This window comes from Ensifer oleiphilus (genome assembly GCF_013371465.1).
Lineage (GTDB): Bacteria > Pseudomonadota > Alphaproteobacteria > Rhizobiales > Rhizobiaceae > Ensifer > Ensifer oleiphilus.
On sequence record NZ_JABWDU010000012.1, the window covers coordinates 39,699 to 54,546 of the forward strand.

Annotated in this window: 15 protein-coding genes; 11 read left to right on the forward strand and 4 right to left on the reverse strand. The window is 62.0% G+C overall.

What is annotated here, in order from left to right:
• Positions 1-181: 181 nt before the first annotated feature.
• A complete protein-coding gene (locus HT585_RS29375; protein WP_176356325.1) occupies positions 182-1,579 on the reverse strand; it encodes an aminotransferase-like domain-containing protein in 1,398 nt (465 codons plus the stop codon).
• Positions 1,580-2,057: 478 nt separating this feature from the next.
• Here HT585_RS29375 and HT585_RS29380 point away from each other — a divergent pair, with 478 nt between their 5' ends.
• On the forward strand, positions 2,058-2,846 hold the full coding sequence (locus HT585_RS29380; RefSeq protein ID WP_176356326.1) for a pentapeptide repeat-containing protein: 789 nt from the start codon (positions 2,058-2,060) through the stop codon (positions 2,844-2,846).
• Between the two features lie 28 nt (positions 2,847-2,874).
• On the opposite strand, the gene HT585_RS29385 is transcribed toward HT585_RS29380, so the two are convergent.
• Positions 2,875-3,450, reverse strand: coding sequence for a nucleoside 2-deoxyribosyltransferase (locus HT585_RS29385; RefSeq protein ID WP_176356327.1), 576 nt, complete (start codon positions 3,448-3,450; stop codon positions 2,875-2,877).
• A gap of 213 nt (positions 3,451-3,663) precedes the next feature.
• On the opposite strand from HT585_RS29385, the gene HT585_RS29390 reads away from it, so the two are divergent.
• Positions 3,664-4,083, forward strand: coding sequence for an acyl-CoA thioesterase (locus tag HT585_RS29390; RefSeq protein WP_176356328.1), 420 nt, complete (start codon positions 3,664-3,666; stop codon positions 4,081-4,083).
• Positions 4,084-4,104: 21 nt separating this feature from the next.
• Here the strand turns inward: HT585_RS29390 and HT585_RS29395 are convergent, their stop codons facing one another.
• Entirely contained in the window at positions 4,105-5,064 is a 960-nt protein-coding gene (locus HT585_RS29395; protein WP_176356329.1) for a LysR family transcriptional regulator, read from the reverse strand.
• Between the two features lie 141 nt (positions 5,065-5,205).
• On the opposite strand from HT585_RS29395, the gene HT585_RS29400 reads away from it, so the two are divergent.
• The 9 genes from HT585_RS29400 to HT585_RS29440 all read left to right on the forward strand — a co-directional run bounded on the left by HT585_RS29400 (position 5,206) and on the right by HT585_RS29440 (position 13,759).
• A complete protein-coding gene (locus HT585_RS29400; protein WP_176356330.1) occupies positions 5,206-5,988 on the forward strand; it encodes an ABC transporter substrate-binding protein in 783 nt (260 codons plus the stop codon).
• A gap of 79 nt (positions 5,989-6,067) precedes the next feature.
• Entirely contained in the window at positions 6,068-6,715 is a 648-nt protein-coding gene (locus HT585_RS29405) for an amino acid ABC transporter permease (RefSeq protein WP_176356331.1), read from the forward strand.
• A 13-nt stretch (positions 6,716-6,728) separates the two neighbouring features.
• Entirely contained in the window at positions 6,729-7,388 is a 660-nt protein-coding gene (locus HT585_RS29410) for an amino acid ABC transporter permease (RefSeq protein ID WP_176356332.1), read from the forward strand.
• On the forward strand, positions 7,385-8,149 hold the full coding sequence (locus HT585_RS29415; RefSeq protein ID WP_281410711.1) for an amino acid ABC transporter ATP-binding protein: 765 nt from the start codon (positions 7,385-7,387) through the stop codon (positions 8,147-8,149). The genes HT585_RS29410 and HT585_RS29415 overlap by 4 nt, the downstream gene beginning before the upstream one ends.
• 8 nt (positions 8,150-8,157) lie before the next feature.
• Complete coding sequence (locus tag HT585_RS29420) at positions 8,158-9,795, forward strand: N,N-dimethylformamidase beta subunit family domain-containing protein (RefSeq protein ID WP_176356333.1); 1,638 nt, start codon at positions 8,158-8,160, stop codon at positions 9,793-9,795.
• Positions 9,796-9,807: 12 nt separating this feature from the next.
• Entirely contained in the window at positions 9,808-11,175 is a 1,368-nt protein-coding gene (locus HT585_RS29425) for an aminotransferase family protein (RefSeq protein ID WP_176356334.1), read from the forward strand.
• A gap of 10 nt (positions 11,176-11,185) precedes the next feature.
• Positions 11,186-12,133, forward strand: a complete 948-nt coding sequence (kce, locus tag HT585_RS29430; protein ID WP_176356335.1) for a 3,5-dioxohexanoate:acetyl-CoA acetone transferase — start codon at positions 11,186-11,188, stop codon at positions 12,131-12,133.
• 54 nt (positions 12,134-12,187) lie between these two features.
• Entirely contained in the window at positions 12,188-12,697 is a 510-nt protein-coding gene (locus HT585_RS29435; protein ID WP_176356336.1) for a GNAT family N-acetyltransferase, read from the forward strand.
• A gap of 30 nt (positions 12,698-12,727) precedes the next feature.
• Complete coding sequence (locus tag HT585_RS29440) at positions 12,728-13,759, forward strand: histone deacetylase family protein (RefSeq protein ID WP_176356337.1); 1,032 nt, start codon at positions 12,728-12,730, stop codon at positions 13,757-13,759.
• A gap of 35 nt (positions 13,760-13,794) precedes the next feature.
• Here HT585_RS29440 and HT585_RS29445 read toward each other — a convergent pair whose 3' ends face one another.
• Positions 13,795-14,745, reverse strand: a complete 951-nt coding sequence (locus HT585_RS29445) for a LysR substrate-binding domain-containing protein (protein ID WP_176356338.1) — start codon at positions 14,743-14,745, stop codon at positions 13,795-13,797.
• Between the last annotated feature and the right edge of the window lie 103 nt (positions 14,746-14,848).

Sequence of the window (14,848 nt, forward strand, 5' to 3'; positions counted from 1 at the left end):
TCCTTTCAGGCGTCTGCGGCGCAGCCTTTGCCAGTGCGCCTGCTGAGTTGCCTGGGTGCGGTCAACGAATGTCCTGTGCCGCCTCAGGCCTGCGGAGATTAAAGCGCCCAAAACCGTACATTGTCAATTTATTGTATGCATACATTACTGCGACAATTTCGCCAGTCGGCGACGAAATGCCTTAAACGACGAGGCTCGATGCGGCCGGCGTTTGCTGGAGCAGATCCGCAATCGTCATTAGGCTGCGCTGCAGTTCGTCGTGCGTTCGCGCTGCGCCAAGGCCGAGGCGCACGGCCTCTGGCGCCGGACCGATCGCGAAAGCATCGCTGGCGACAACGCTGATGCCCGATGCACGCAGTCGGCCTGCAAAATCGCCCCGCGTCCACGGTGGCGGCAGGCGGAGCCACAGGTGAAAGCCTTCCTGGTCCGTCTGGATAATGTCCTTCGGCAGCAAGCGACTGACCATGGCCTGCCGCATCGTCACCTCCTGGCGAATGGCGCGGAGGACTTCGTTTGCTGTTCCGTCTTCGATCCATCGTGTCGCAACGGCGGCGTTGAAGGGGGGAGCCATGCCGCTCGTCGCGCGGATAGCGCCTTCCACGCGAACGGAGCTTTGGCGATCGGGAACGACGAGATAGGCAATCCGCAATGCTGGCGAAAGGCACTTGGCGAGGCCGGCGATGTGGTAGACGAGATCAGGTGCAAGGGATGCCAAGGGTGGCGGGGCTGCGAGCGGTATGGCGCCATAGGCGTCGTCTTCGATGATCGCCACGCCATAGTGGCGTGCTACGTCAATGATGGCCTTGCGGCGCTCGAGCGGAAGCGTTGATGTGGTGGGATTGTGGAGTGTCGGATTGCAATAAAGCGCCTTTAATTTTTTACTTTTGCAAAGCGCCTCAAGTTGTTCTGGTATCATGCCATTCTGGTCGATGGCGATCCCACAGTGTTCGATGCCGAGATGGGCTGAAAGCGCCCTCAGGCCGGGATAGGCAATGGCCTCCGACGCGATCGCGTCGCCAGGCTTTGCGAGTATGCTTATCGCAGCCAGCAGCGCGCTTTGCGCTCCCGCGCAGATCAGCACGCGCTCGGGCGGAATTTCTCCTAGCCGTGGCTGCAGCCAACTGGCTCCAACAGCGCGATTGTGCAGCGCGCCTCCCGCGGCCTGATACCGCATCAACAGGTCAAGCCCGTGTTCGTTCTGCAGGCTGCCTATGCCGCTCCAAAGTCGCGCCGTCAGTGCGTCATCGTCGAAGAGCGGCGGCAAGTTCATGCTCATGTCGACAAGGCCATCGGTTGCCGGCTGCACGCCCGTCGTCCTTCGCGCCTTGACGTAAGTACCCTGGCCGACGCGGCCTTCCACCAATCCGCGGTGTCGCGCCTCGTTGTAAGCGCGGCTTACCGTAGTGAAGTCGATGCCCAGTGCGGCGGCAAGCGCGCGCTGGGGGGGCAGTCGCGCCCCTCCTGAAAGCCGCCCTTCGGCGATATCAGCAGCGATGGCGTCGGCGATGGCGATATAGAGCGGTCCGTCCGCCTTCCTGATGGCTGGCAGCCAGGTCGGCTTCGGTGCATCGACGGTCATGGCGCTTCCTTCGATCGATATTGTATGCATATTGCATGTTTGTCTAGGTTGGTGCAAGCCGTTGTATCTCTGTGCACATCCGACTGGCGAGTAGGTCCACGCCGTCGCAACGCAGGTGATAGCTGCGAGAAATCCGGTAGCACAAGTGTCGCTATTTCGGTTGTGTCGGAATTCCCTGTCAGTATTCATGAAAACGCGTTGAACCAATGGCCGGATATTGGGTTGTACTTATCTCGATTGGTCGCACGTGACGCTGCCCATCGTAGCGAGCGTTTGCGGTCGAGATTGACAGGTTTCAATCTCCCGCCATCGCGGCGAATCGTGTTGGCTATATCGCGCCGCTGACATTTGCGCGAAGGGCAACAATGTCATACGCTTAAGTGGTAACGCGCTCTTCCGGCGATTGTTTTAGCCTTCGATGCGCGCCAACGAGAAATGCAACAGAGCCGGTCCACATTATGGGCCGCGGAGCAGCGCCATGCATATCCCCAAGCAGAAGCCCATTCGTTCGTTTGTCGCAACCGGGGAGGGTGGGGTCGGCGACCCAATCGGGATCAGGCGCGCCGTTGGCGCGGGCGGCAAACGTTTGGCCCTCGGCCTGTCTGCATTCCTTGTGACGCTCACCCTATCGAGCCTCGCCTATGCGGCGAATTGCAAGGATCCGTCGGCGCCGGGCGCCGACTGGAGCGATTGCAACAAAAAACAGTTGATGCTGGGCGGCATCGATCTCGAAGGTGGCAACCTCGCCAACACTGATTTCACCCTGACGGATCTGAGAGGTGCCAATCTCGCTGCAGCAAACCTGGAGAAGGCGACGCTGGTGCGGTCGTCTCTCGCCGGCGCGAAAGCCGACAAGGCGAATTTCGCCAAGGTCGAAGCCTACCGCAGCAGTTTTGCCGGCATCTCCGCCGAAGGCGCGTCGTTCAACAGCTCCGAACTGCAACGAACCAACTTCAGCGGCGCCAAGCTCACAGGCGCGGATTTCGAGAAGGCCGAACTCGGGCGTGCCAATTTCGACAAGGCGGTGCTGACAGGCACGCGCTTCCCGATGGCCAATCTGTCGCGCGCCACCTTCTCCGGCTCCAGCTTCGAAGGCCCGATCGACTTCACCGATGCCTTCATGTTCCTGACGCGCATCGAAGGCGTGGATCTGTCGGCGGCGACCGGGCTTGAGCAGGAACAGGTTAACCTGACATGCGGAGACAGCGCCACCAAGCTGCCGGCCGGGCTATCCGTTCCGGCCAATTGGCCCTGCCCGGCCGACTAAGCCCGGACCGCTAAGCGGGCTCGATCGCTCAGGCGATGTGTTGCTTGGCGGCAATCGCCAGGCATTCCTTGAAAGCCTCAAGGTCTGTCAGGCGGTCAGCTTCCGCCACTTCGCGCTTCACGAAGGTTCCGCCGCGCGCCAGGATGCCGCCATCGAGCATAAGGTTGTCGGCCATGTCGAAATCCTCGATGCTGACCCCGTCCAGCCCGGCCATGCGACCGTCCGGACGCAGCTCGGCCTTGCCGCCATAGTGGCCGTTGAGGATGCGATCGTAGTAGCTGCGCGAAGTGTTGGTGTAGGCATAGACATGGCGGCCGCGGCCGCACATGAAGCCGAGTTCGAAGACCGTTCCGACATCGGCGCTGATGCCGCGAAACGGCGTCAGATTGGCGATGATCATGTCGCTGGCCAGCATCATGCCTTCGTCGACGCCGTAGATGGCGAGGCCGCGGGCATGCTTGGTGTCGGCCGGCGGGATTTCCAGGTCGCCCGGCACCAGCGGGGTGAAGCCGGCCGCACGGGCAAGTGCTGCCTTTTGCGCCTGGATCTCCACGGCATTGCTGAGGAACACTTCAGGCCCGGCCAGATAGACTTTCACGATCATGCCTCCTTGCGCATTTTTCGGGGCAGCCTAGGGAGGTCGCAGGCAAGTGCCTAGTAGGCGTGCTCGCGCGGCCGGCGCTTACCCACTGATATCTCGATACCGATCAGCAATGATTGCATAAGGGTCGCTGTTGCAACGGCATGGACAGGTGGCTTCGCCATCCGCTATCTCTCAGCCCTTTCGTCCAGGCATATCCTTCAGCGAGGTCCAGCAATGTCGAACCAGCCTTTGACCACCTATGTCGGGGTTGCGCATCCCTGGATGTGCGACACGATGGGCCACATGAATGTACGCCACTACGCTGCGATGTTCGATGATGCCAGCTTCCAACTGCTCGGTCATGTCGCGGGGGTCGAGGCTGAAGGCGAGCCGGGCAGGGGCTGGGCCGATGTGCGGTCGGAAACGGAATACAAGCACGAAACCAAGGCCGGCTCGCTGATCACTATCCGCTCGCGGGTCGTCAAGCTCGGCCGTTCCTCGGTGACCTTCGAGCAGATCATGTCAGGCACGCTCGACGACGTCATTCATGCGGTCAACCGAACCGTCACGGTTCGGTTCGATCTTTTGGCGCGCACGGCGATGGCATTGGAGCCCGCCGCCCGTGCCCGCGCTGAGGCACTGCTTCAGGTTTGATCTGTCGCGACCCACGCGACCTCAGTCCGCATAGATCCGGTCTTCGACCGGGGTTTCGGCGATGAGTGTCTGCAGACCAGCAAGCAGCGCCTTTTCCGCGCGATTCAACGCCTTGTCAGGGTTTGTCAAAAGAAAGATGTCGATGGCAGGCGGGGCTTCGTAAGGGGGCAGCCGCCAGAGCGCACCATCGGCTACATCGCGACGTGCCACGTGCAAGGGCAACGGGCCGACGCCCAGGCCGGCCATGATCATCCTGCGGACCTCTTCGAGACTGGAGGATACGCCGACGACGTTGGCATTCAGCTTAGCCTCGCTGCGCAGCAGCGCCACCGGCCGCAGCGCGTCGGCGATATGGTCGGTGTGAAACGATACCGAAGTCTCGCCTTTGAGATCGGCGAGTTTCAATCCTTCCTTGCCAAACAGCCGGTGATGAGGGCCGCAGAAGAAGCCGAAGAACTCACGGAAGACCAGTAGGTAGTCCAGCGCCGGGTCGCGCACGCTGACGAGGCATAGACCAAAGGATGCCCGCTTTTCCCTGACCTGGCGGGTGACTTCGCCGCTTGCAGCCACTGAGATGTTGAGCGTTGCGCGCGGATAGTCGCGGTGAAACTCCATCAGCGCACGGTCGAAGATCGGGGAAACCACATGGCTGGCAACGGCGATCGTCACGTGCCCAGTCACGTCGTCGCTGACGCCGCGCACCAGTTGCGGCAGTTGGGATATGGTGCCGAAGACCTCGACGGCCTGCTCATAGAGAAGCTGGCCGACTTCGGTAAGGTCGAAGCGGGTCGCATCGCGCTCGACCAGCCTGCGCCCAACCCGGTCCTCCAGCCGCTTCAACGCATTGCTGACGCTCGGTTGTTTCAGGTTCAAGCGCTCCGCCGCACGCGTAATGCTTTTGACCTCCGCGATCACCACGAAGGTGCGCAGCAGGTTCCAGTCTAGCTCCCAGACGAGCCGTTCGGATCGAGGTGTTACCATTCCTGAAATCTATGCCTTCTATTCCCATTATCTATTTGCGCAATGCTGATGCAAAGGCAATCATGAAATTCGGAAGGCGCCTCGATGCCCGTCCCAAGCGCACGAGAAGGCGCATTCGTCCAGAGGAGCAAGGAACATTTCATGAAGACCATTTTCTCCGGCCTTTTGGCCGCTACGCTCACCATTGCCGCAACCTTCTCGGCCGTTTCGGCGCGCGCCGATGACCTCGAAGCCGTAAAATCGGCAGGTGAATTGAAGATCGCGATGAGCGGACAGTACCCGCCGTTCAACTTCGTCAACGAGCAGAACGAGGTCGTCGGCTTCGACGCTTCGATTGGCAAGGCCATTGCCGAGCGCGTCGGCGTCAAGGGCACTCTGGTGACGACAGCATGGGACGGCATCATCGCCGGCCTGCTCGCCAACAAATACGATACCGTCGTCGGCTCCATGACCATCACGCCGGAGCGTGAGAAGGTCGTCGATTTTGTCGGCCCGTACTATCACGCCGGCCGCGCCGTCTTTGTTTCGGAAGACTCCGCCGTTGAGAAACTCGACGAACTCAAGGGCAAGACGCTCGGCGTGACGCTCGGTGAAACCCACGAAAAATGGGCGCGCGAACAGGGCGGCTGGGACGTGCGCACCTACAAGGGCCTGCCCGAGCTGATGATGGAACTCAAAAGCGGCCGGGTCGATGCGATTGTCGTCGACAACATTCCCGTCATGGTCGCCGTCAAGGAAACCGGCGAGAAGGTCCGTCGTCTCGAAACCCCTGATATCGAAGGCGGCAGCGTCGCCATCGGCATTGCCATCCGCAAGAACAATCCGGAGCTGAAGGCTGCCATGCAGAAGGCGCTCGAAGATATGCTGGCCGACGGCTCCTACGAGAAGATCGCCATGGAATGGGTCGGCAGCGACATCCGCTGATCCAAGCCTCGCCTCGTCTCCGGCCGCCCGCTGACGGTCGCGGCCGGAGACCGTCGCATCCTCCCCCCGGAGTTTCCTCATGGACTTTTCGCTGGTGCAGCGCGTCTTCCCGTTCTTCGTGGAAGCGGCGTGGATCACGATCGAGATATCGGCGCTTTCGCTGGCGCTCGGGCTCATGGTCGCCTTTCTCGTGGCGGCGGCAAAGATGTCGCGCTCCTTGCCTTTGCGCATGTTTGGTTCCGCCTATGTCAGCCTGTTTCGCGGCACGCCATGCCTGATCCAGCTGTTCGTCCTCTATTTCGGCGGACCGCAGATCGGCATCAACCTGGAGCCGTTTGCCGCAGGGGTGATCGGCCTCGGGCTCAACATCGGCGCCTATATGGCCGAAGCCATTCGCGGCGCGATCATGTCTGTTGATCGCGGTCAGACCGAAGCTGCGCGCTCGATCGGCTTCAGCCGGTCCCAGACCATGCGCAAGGTGGTGTTGCCGCAGGCCGCACGATTGATGATCCGCCCGCTCGGCGTCAATGCGGTCGCTCTGGTGAAGGGTTCGGCGCTGGTCTCGACGATCTCTGTGGTCGAGCTTACCTACACCGCCCAGCGCTACATCGGCTCGACCTACAAGCCGTTCGAGATCTTCGGCGTCGCCGCCGTGCTCTACATGCTCATCGTTTATGTCGTCGCTCGGATCGTTGATCTCATCGACCGTCGCTACGCCATAGTGTGAGGGGGAGAAACGCATGCAAGGTCTCGATTTCAGCGTCGTTCCGCCCTATGCCGATATTCTCTGGATGGGCGTCTGGTGGACAGTTGTCCTCACCGTCTCGGCGGCCGCGATCAGCTTCGTCTTCGGCGTGGTTTTCGCCCTCGTCGTGCTTTATGCGCCCAAGACGGTCGCATTGCCGGTGCGCGCATTCATGTGGCTCTTCATGGGCACGCCGCTCTTGTTGCAGCTGTTCCTGATCTATTACGGGCTCGGGCAACTCGGCTTCAAGATTCCGGCGCTCGTCGCCGGCATCATCGGCCTCGGCCTCCATTTCGCGGTCTATAATGCCGATATTCTGCGCGCCGGTATTGTCGCGGTGGATGTCGGCCAGATGGAAGGTGCGCGCAGCCTCGGTTTCGGCCGCTTTCAGACGCTGCGCTACTTCATCGTCCCGCAGGCCGTGCGCAATACCATTCCGGCGATGGGCAACAACCTGATCGTGCTCCTGAAGGAGTCCTCGCTAGTGTCGATCATCGGCATTGCCGAACTGGTGCATGCCGCGCAGCTTGCGATCAGCGAAACCTTCCGACCGTTCGAATTCTACATCACGGTTGCCGCCCTTTATTACATCCTAAACCTCGTGCTCGAAGCGGGTCTGCGCCGGGTCGAACAGAACGTGGAGGTATCACGATGACCGCAGAGCGACCCATGGTTGAAGTCAAGGGGGCACGTAAGGCCTATGGCGAGCTTCAAGTCCTGAAGGGCATCGACCTGTCGGTGGCCCGCGGGCAGATCGTCGCCATCATCGGCCCGAGCGGCTCCGGCAAGAGCACGCTACTACGCTCCATCAATCATCTCGAAACCTTGAATGGCGGCGAAGTCTGGCTCGACGGCGTCCAGGTCAACCAGGCCCTGCGCGGCCAGGCCTTCGAGCGCCATATCAATGCGGTGCGCCAGCAGATGGGCATGGTGTTCCAGCACTTCAATCTGTTCCCGCACCTGACGGTGATCGAAAACGTTACGATGGGGCCCATCATCCTGAAAGGCATGGCGAAGGTGGCTGCCCGCGAACTGGCGGTCGAGCTCCTTTCGAAGGTCGGGCTCGCGGAAAAGGTCGATGCCTATCCCTCGCGGCTTTCCGGTGGCCAGAAGCAGCGCGTGGCGATAGCCAGAGCGCTTGCGATGCAGCCGAAGGTGATGCTCTTCGACGAGGCGACCTCGGCGCTCGACCCCGAACTGGTCGACGAGGTCAATGCGGTGATGAAGCAGCTTGCTGCCGAGCACATGACGATGCTGATCGTCACCCACGAAATGCGTTTTGCCGGAGAGGTTGCCGACCGTGTGCTGTTCATGGATGGCGGCGTCGTTGTCGAGCAGGGGGCCCCGAGCGAAATCTTCCGCGAGCCGAAACAGGAGCGCACGCGAACCTTCCTCAAGAAGTATCTTGCAGCGTGATGGATGCGATGAAGACGAGCAGCAACGAGTTTCCCGATTTCGGGTTGACGCCGGAGCAGCGCCGCGAAGCGGTGCTCGGCCACTATTACGAATATCCAGGAATGGATGGCGAGCGCGGCGAGATCTGGTGTTACACAGACGCCTATGCCTACCCCCCGGGTGCAACCGTCCGGCTTCAGGTGAGTTCGACCGCGCCCCAGTTCGCGCTGGAGATCGTGCGAGACGGCGCCGTCGAAACGAACGTCATGACACGGCGGGGCATCGCCGCCCGCTGGCAGGACACGCCTGATCAATGTTCCGTCGTCGGCTGCGGCTGGGAGACCACGCTTGAATTCAATGTGGACGAGAGCTGGCCCTCTGGCGCCTACCGCATCACCCTGACGGCCGAAGGTCGTGACGGGGCGTCCATTCGCTGCCAGCACCTCTTCATCGTCCGCCCTGAGGCCGGACGCAAGCCGGGCCGCGTGCTGCAGGTGGCGGCGACGGGATCCTGGACCTCCTACAACACCTGGGGCGGATCGAACCACTATCAGGGTATCACCGGTCCCAACCGCGACCAGTATGCAACGACTGTGAGTATTGAGCGGCCGTTCTGCCGCGGCTTTGTCACGCTCCCGACTGACGCACCGCGGGTGCCGCTGGAGATCTACTCGCCGATTGCGGTAGCGCCACGCTATCCCCACATGGAATGGGCCTATGCCAACGGCTATTCCAAGAAATACGCTTCCTCCGGATGGGCGAGCTATGACAGTCATTTCTTTCGCTGGGCCGAGCGCGAAGGTTATGCCGTCGATCTCGCCAGCCAACACGAGCTGCATTTCAACCCGGAAATCCTCGACGGTTACGATTGCGTCGTCTTCGTCGGTCATGACGAATACTGGACCTGGGAGATGCGCGACGCGGTCGACAGCTACGTCGAGCGCGGCGGCCATGCTGCGCGCTTTGCCGGCAACTTCATGTGGCAGACGCGTCTGGAGGACGGCGGCAAGCGGCAGGTGTGCTACAAATATCGCGCGCGCGCCGAGGACCCGGTCTATCGCTCCATTGAGCCGACGCGCACGTCCGGATCCTGGGAGGCGAAGGAGATCGGACGTCCCGGCTCTTCGACCTTCGGGCTCATTGCCACGCGCGGGCTTTATGTCGGCTGGGGCGGCTGCGCCCCGCGCGGCGCCCGCGGTTTTCCGGTCTATCGCCCGGAGCATTGGGCTTTTGCCGGAACCGGTATTTACTACGGTGACATCCTCGGCGCGGAAGGCCATGCCTTCGGCTATGAAGTCGACGGCCTCGATTACATCATCCGTGGCGGGCTGCCTGAGCCGACGGAGGATAGCGGTGCCCCCGATGGTCTGGAAATCCTGGCGCTCGGCATGTCGTCGCTGAAGGAAGAAAGTGCCGACATACCCGCCGACGATCAGTTCCTCTCCGACGCGGACGCCAAGTTCGTCGCGGAAACGCTGATCGGCGATGCCGGCGAAGCCTCCGTCGACAAGGTCAAGCGTGGCTGCGGCATGATCGTCAATTTCCCGCGTGGCAAGGGCGAGGTGTTCCACGCCGGCAGCTGCGAATGGGTGGCTGCCCTGAAACGCGGCGACGCGATGGTCGAACGCGTCACCGCCAATGTTCTCAACCGCTACCTCAAACGCTGACAGAGACCGGATATGCTCAAGACGACAGCTTCCAACGAACGGCCCCCTTCACACCTGTTCTACCAGTCGCGTCTGCGTCGGCCGCTGGTCGACCGGGCCGAGGGCATCTATCTCTGGGACCAGGATGGCCGCCGGGTGATCGACGGCTCGAGCGGCGCGATGGTGGTCAATATCGGCCACGGCAATCGCAACGTGCTCGAGGCGATGAAGCGGCAGATGGACCGCGTGACCTTCGCCTATCGCCTTCACTTCGAAAACGAACCGGCGGAAGAATTGGCGCGCCGCGCCGCCGAAAAACTGCCCGAAGGCATGGACAAGATCTTCTTCGTTTCCGGCGGGTCGGAGGCGGTCGAATCCTGCCTGAAGCTCGCCCGCCAATGGGCGGTGGCGACCGGCCAGAAGGACCGCTGGAAGGTGATCTCGCGCTTTCCGTCCTACCACGGCGGCACGCTTGGTGCTCTCGCCATCACTGGCTACGCGGCGCTTTCCGATCCGTTCTCGCCGATGATGCGCGAAATGCCGAAAGTACCGGCACCGACCGCCTATCTCGACCGCGACAACCTGACGATGGAGCAGCGCGGCATCAAGTATGCCGACATGTTGGAAGACAAGATCCAGTCCGAAGGGCCGGAAAGCGTGCTTGCCTTCATCATGGAACCGATCGGCGGCGCGTCGACCGGTGCCTTGGTGGCGCCTGACAGCTATTACCGGCGCATCCGCGAGATCTGCGACAAATACGGCATCCTCCTGATCCATGACGAAGTCATGAGCGGGGCGGGCCGCACCGGGAAATTCCTCGGCGGCGATCATTGGGACTGCAAGCCCGACCTGATCGCGCTATCGAAGGGCTTTGCCTCGGGCTATTGCCCCCTCGGTGCGATGGCGGCTCCGTCGAGGCTGGTTCAGCCCGTGCTCGACGCCGGTGGTTTCCAGCACGGCTTCACCTATGCCGGCAATCCGCTTGCCTGCGCTGCCGGTTTGGCGGTGTTGGATGAAATCGATCGCCTCGGGCTCATCGACAATGCGGCTGTCATGGGCGACGCGCTCAAGGCAGAGCTGGTTGCGCTTTCCGAGCGCTTCCCGTTTATCGGCGATGTCAGGGGCAAGGGCCTTCTGCTTGCCGCCGAGTTCGTCTCGGATCGCGAAACGATGAAGCCGCTGCCGAAGGAATTGAATGCGCACCAGCGGGTCGTCGATCTCGCCTATGAGCGTGGGCTGATCATCTATTCCAGGCGAACCCGCGGCGGCGTCGAAGGCGATCATTTCCTGGTCTGCCCGCCGATGATCATCACCCGGGAGCAGATCGGCGAGATCGTTGCCATCCTTGGCGATGTGCTCGAGCAGCTTGCGACCGAGCTTAATCTTCCCGTCAACCGCTGAGATCGACACCATGACGAAAACCAAGACGTCGCGCAGGAAGGTCATCATCACCTGCGCGGTGACGGGCTCGGTGCATACGCCGACCATGTCGCCCCATCTTCCGATCACCCCGGACCAGATCGCCGCCGAGGCGATCGCGGCGGCCGAGGCCGGCGCCTCGATCCTGCATCTGCATGCGCGCAACCCTGTTGACGGGCGCCCGTCGGCCGACCCTTCGCTGTTCATGCAGTTCCTGCCACGCATCAAGCAGTCGACCGATGCGGTCGTGAACATCTCGACCGGCGGCTCATCCTTGATGGCGCTGGAAGATCGGCTCGCTGCATCGTTGCGGGCCGAGCCAGAGATGTGTTCGCTGAACATGGGTTCGATGAACTTCGCGCTGTTTCCCGCACTGGATAAACCCGCCGAATGGAAACATGCCTGGGAGCCGGAGCTGCTGGAGGCGACGCGCAGCTCGATCTTCAAGAACACCTTCGCCGATATGGAATTCATCCTCACCCGGCTCGGACAGGGATGCGGCACACGGTTCGAATTCGAATGCTACGATGTCGGCCATCTCTACTCGCTGGCACATTTCCGTGACCGTGGGCTGGTTTCCGGCCATCTGTTCATCCAGTTCGTCTTCGGCATCCTCGGCGGCATCGGCGCCGATCCGGAGAACCTGACGCATATGAAGCGGATCGCCGACAAGCTCTTCGGCGACGACTACTCGTTCTCGGTGCTGGCTGCCGGCCGGCACCAGATGCCGATGATCACCATGGCGGCGGCGATGGGCGGCAACGTGCGGGTGGGTCTGGAAGACAGCCTCTACAATGGCCGTGGGCAACTGGCGACCAGCAATGCCGAACAGGTCCACCGGATCCGCACCGTCCTCGACGCCTTGTCGCTGGAGGTTGCCACCCCTAAGGAAGCACGTGAACTTCTCGGCCTCAAGGGCGGAGATCAGGTGGCATTCTGACACCGGAGCTCGGGCGAGATCGCCGGTAGCTTCCGGGCGTCAGCATCAAGGGGGATGATCGTGACGACAACGCAGAGCTTGACGGCCGATATCCGCATTCGCACCGGGGAAATCGGCGACGCGGAAACGATACACGCAACGATCCAGGCCATGGGCCGCGGGCTCGATATGGCCGGCAAGGTGACTTGCACGGTTGATGACTATCGCCAGTTCGGCTTCGGCCCAGACGCCGCCTTCAGCAGCCTGATTGCCGAAGTGGATGGAGGTTTTGCCGGTCTTTGCCTGTTCTTTCCGATCTTTTCGACCTGGCGCGGGCGGCCGGGCGTGTTCATCCAGGATGTCTATGTTGACGATCGCTTCCGTGGACTCGGTATCGGCGAGCGCCTGTTGCGGGAAGTGGCGGCCTGGTCGAAGGCGAGGGGCGGAGACTATCTGCGGCTGGAAGTGGACGTGGAGAACGTGGCCGCGCAGCGCCTTTACGAGCGGCTCGGCATCACCTGGCAGACGAAAGACCGCGCCCACGCCGCCTATGGCGATGCCTTCGTGGCACTCGCCGGAAAATGAAAGTCATAAGACGCAGGAATTGGAGAGAACATGAAAGCCTTCTATGCAGAGGAACAGAAGCGACACGATCCGAAGGCTTTCCTTTCGAGTGGCGCGCCGCAGCCGAACCCGGAGCAGCCGGAGCGGGTCGAGCGGCTACTCACCGGCGCCCGCGATGCCGGATGCACGATCCTTCGACCGGGTAATCACGGCCTCGGCCCGATCGCCGCCGTGCACACACCCGAGTATCTGGATTTTCTCGAACATATCTACGCTCGCTGGCAGCGGATCGCGGAGGCCTCGGACGAGGTGATCCCAAACATCCATCCGCTCGCTCGAGATGGGCGATACCCGGCGTCTGCCGTGGGGCAGGCCGGATATCATATGGCCGACACCGCCTGTCCGATCTCCGGAGAAACCTGGGAGAGCGTGCGCTGGAGCGCCTGGAGCGCGGTCGATGCGGCGGATGCGGTGATGTCAGGCGATCGCGCCGCCTACGCACTCTGCCGGCCGCCCGGCCATCACGCCTTTGCGGATGTCGCGGGCGGCTTCTGCTTCCTCAACAATTCCGCCGTCGCCGCTCAGCGCTTTCTGTCGAATGCGGCGCGCGTCGTGATCCTCGATATCGATCTTCATCATGGCAACGGTACGCAGGGCATCTTCTACCAACGCGCCGACGTGCTGACAGTCTCGATCCACGCGGATCCCGTGCGCTTCTATCCCTTCTTTTGGGGGCATGTCGACGAGCGTGGCGAGGGGCCGGGGCTCGGCTACAATCTAAACCTGCCGCTTGAGCGCAAGTCCGGCGACGCCGAATTCCTTGCAGCTCTCGATTTCGTCTTCCGCCGCATCCGTGCCTACGCACCGGACGCGCTCGTCGTGGCGCTCGGCCTCGACGCCTTCGAAGGCGACCCCTTCGGCGGCCTGTCCGTGTCGACGCCAGGCTTTGGAAAGATCGGTGCGGCGATCGCCGGCCTGGGCCTGCCGACGGCCATCGTTCAGGAAGGCGGCTACCTCTGCGATGCGCTGTCCGACAATCTTACATCCTTCCTGACAGGCTTCGGCACGGCAGCAAAGCTCTGAGGCTGACGTTACGTTAGGTGTCGGTCCTGGCTAATCTATTGCGTCAGCAGTGATGTCGATGTGATTGTTTTAGCAATGTCTTTCCCGCGACGCACCGGCAGATGGAACGTCTCGCCAGCGTCGGGATGCAGTCGGCTTGCCTCGTCGATAAAACCGCGGATCAGCGGCAGATGGCGCCGCTCGGCGAGGCAGATCGCGTATTCGTCGATGACCTCTTTGGCGTCATCGATCGGCACGAAGGAAAGCCTGGCGTCGTGGCCGAATTCGAGGTCGGCAACCACCCCGAAGCCAACGCCATTGGCGATGGCCTCGCGCACGCCTTCGCGCGAGGAGATCTCGACAAGCTGATGAATCGAGATGCCGTGGTCGGCGATGTTCTTCTCGAAGATCTCGCGGGTGCGCGAGCCGCGCTCGCGCATGACGAAGGAGAGACCTTCGAGGTCCTTCATCGTGACCCCGTCGCGCGCTGCCAACGGGTGGGATGACGGCACGCAAAGGCCGAGCCGCATGCTCAGAAAGTGAACGCCGTGCAGGCGCGGATCATCGGGGATCTGCGCCGTGATCGCCACGTCCGCGCGATAGTCGATGATCTGGTCGATGACGCGGGCGGAGTTGTCGACGGCAAGAGAGAAGGTCAGTTTCGGCCGGTCGACCTTCAAGCGCGAGAGGATCGGCAGCGCCAGGATGGGGCCGTCGGCAGCAACGCGCAGATGCCCGCCATTCACACCGGCTTCGCCGCGGAGGAACGCGTTGGCCTCCTTCTCCGCTTGGAACAGCCGCGAGGTGATCTCGAAGAGGCGCTCGCCATGGGCGCTGAGGCTGACGCCGCGTGCCTTTCGATCGAGCAGGTTCTGGCCGCAATCCGCTTCCAGTTCCCGCACGTGCTGCGACAGGGTCGACTGGCTGATCGCCATGTCGCGGGCGGCTTGGGAAAAGCCGCCGGACAGGGCGACGATGTGAAAGGCTTTCAATTGAGTAATCGACATTGCTTCCGGTTCTGTTGCCCGCGGGCATGGCCTGTTGGATCGATGCGGCATCATTGTCGGAGAAGCTGACAGCCGCATGACACAAGCAGTCGTGACATCTGCC

What these genes read in the sequence shown, in the direction of transcription:
- HT585_RS29445 (WP_176356338.1), bottom strand. Translation starts at nt 14,745, where the DNA reads ATGTCGATTACTCAATTGAAAGCCTTTCACATCGTCGCCCTGTCCGGC.
- HT585_RS29440 (WP_176356337.1), top strand. Translation starts at nt 12,728, where the DNA reads ATGAAAGCCTTCTATGCAGAGGAACAGAAGCGACACGATCCGAAGGCT.
- HT585_RS29420 (WP_176356333.1), top strand. Translation starts at nt 8,158, where the DNA reads ATGAAGACGAGCAGCAACGAGTTTCCCGATTTCGGGTTGACGCCGGAG.
- kce (WP_176356335.1), top strand. Translation starts at nt 11,186, where the DNA reads ATGACGAAAACCAAGACGTCGCGCAGGAAGGTCATCATCACCTGCGCG.
- HT585_RS29375 (WP_176356325.1), bottom strand. Translation starts at nt 1,579, where the DNA reads ATGACCGTCGATGCACCGAAGCCGACCTGGCTGCCAGCCATCAGGAAG.
- HT585_RS29410 (WP_176356332.1), top strand. Translation starts at nt 6,729, where the DNA reads ATGCAAGGTCTCGATTTCAGCGTCGTTCCGCCCTATGCCGATATTCTC.
- HT585_RS29390 (WP_176356328.1), top strand. Translation starts at nt 3,664, where the DNA reads ATGTCGAACCAGCCTTTGACCACCTATGTCGGGGTTGCGCATCCCTGG.
- HT585_RS29385 (WP_176356327.1), bottom strand. Translation starts at nt 3,450, where the DNA reads ATGATCGTGAAAGTCTATCTGGCCGGGCCTGAAGTGTTCCTCAGCAAT.
- HT585_RS29400 (WP_176356330.1), top strand. Translation starts at nt 5,206, where the DNA reads ATGAAGACCATTTTCTCCGGCCTTTTGGCCGCTACGCTCACCATTGCC.
- HT585_RS29435 (WP_176356336.1), top strand. Translation starts at nt 12,188, where the DNA reads ATGATCGTGACGACAACGCAGAGCTTGACGGCCGATATCCGCATTCGC.
- HT585_RS29405 (WP_176356331.1), top strand. Translation starts at nt 6,068, where the DNA reads ATGGACTTTTCGCTGGTGCAGCGCGTCTTCCCGTTCTTCGTGGAAGCG.
- HT585_RS29425 (WP_176356334.1), top strand. Translation starts at nt 9,808, where the DNA reads ATGCTCAAGACGACAGCTTCCAACGAACGGCCCCCTTCACACCTGTTC.
- HT585_RS29395 (WP_176356329.1), bottom strand. Translation starts at nt 5,064, where the DNA reads ATGGTAACACCTCGATCCGAACGGCTCGTCTGGGAGCTAGACTGGAAC.
- HT585_RS29415 (WP_281410711.1), top strand. Translation starts at nt 7,385, where the DNA reads ATGACCGCAGAGCGACCCATGGTTGAAGTCAAGGGGGCACGTAAGGCC.
- HT585_RS29380 (WP_176356326.1), top strand. Translation starts at nt 2,058, where the DNA reads ATGCATATCCCCAAGCAGAAGCCCATTCGTTCGTTTGTCGCAACCGGG.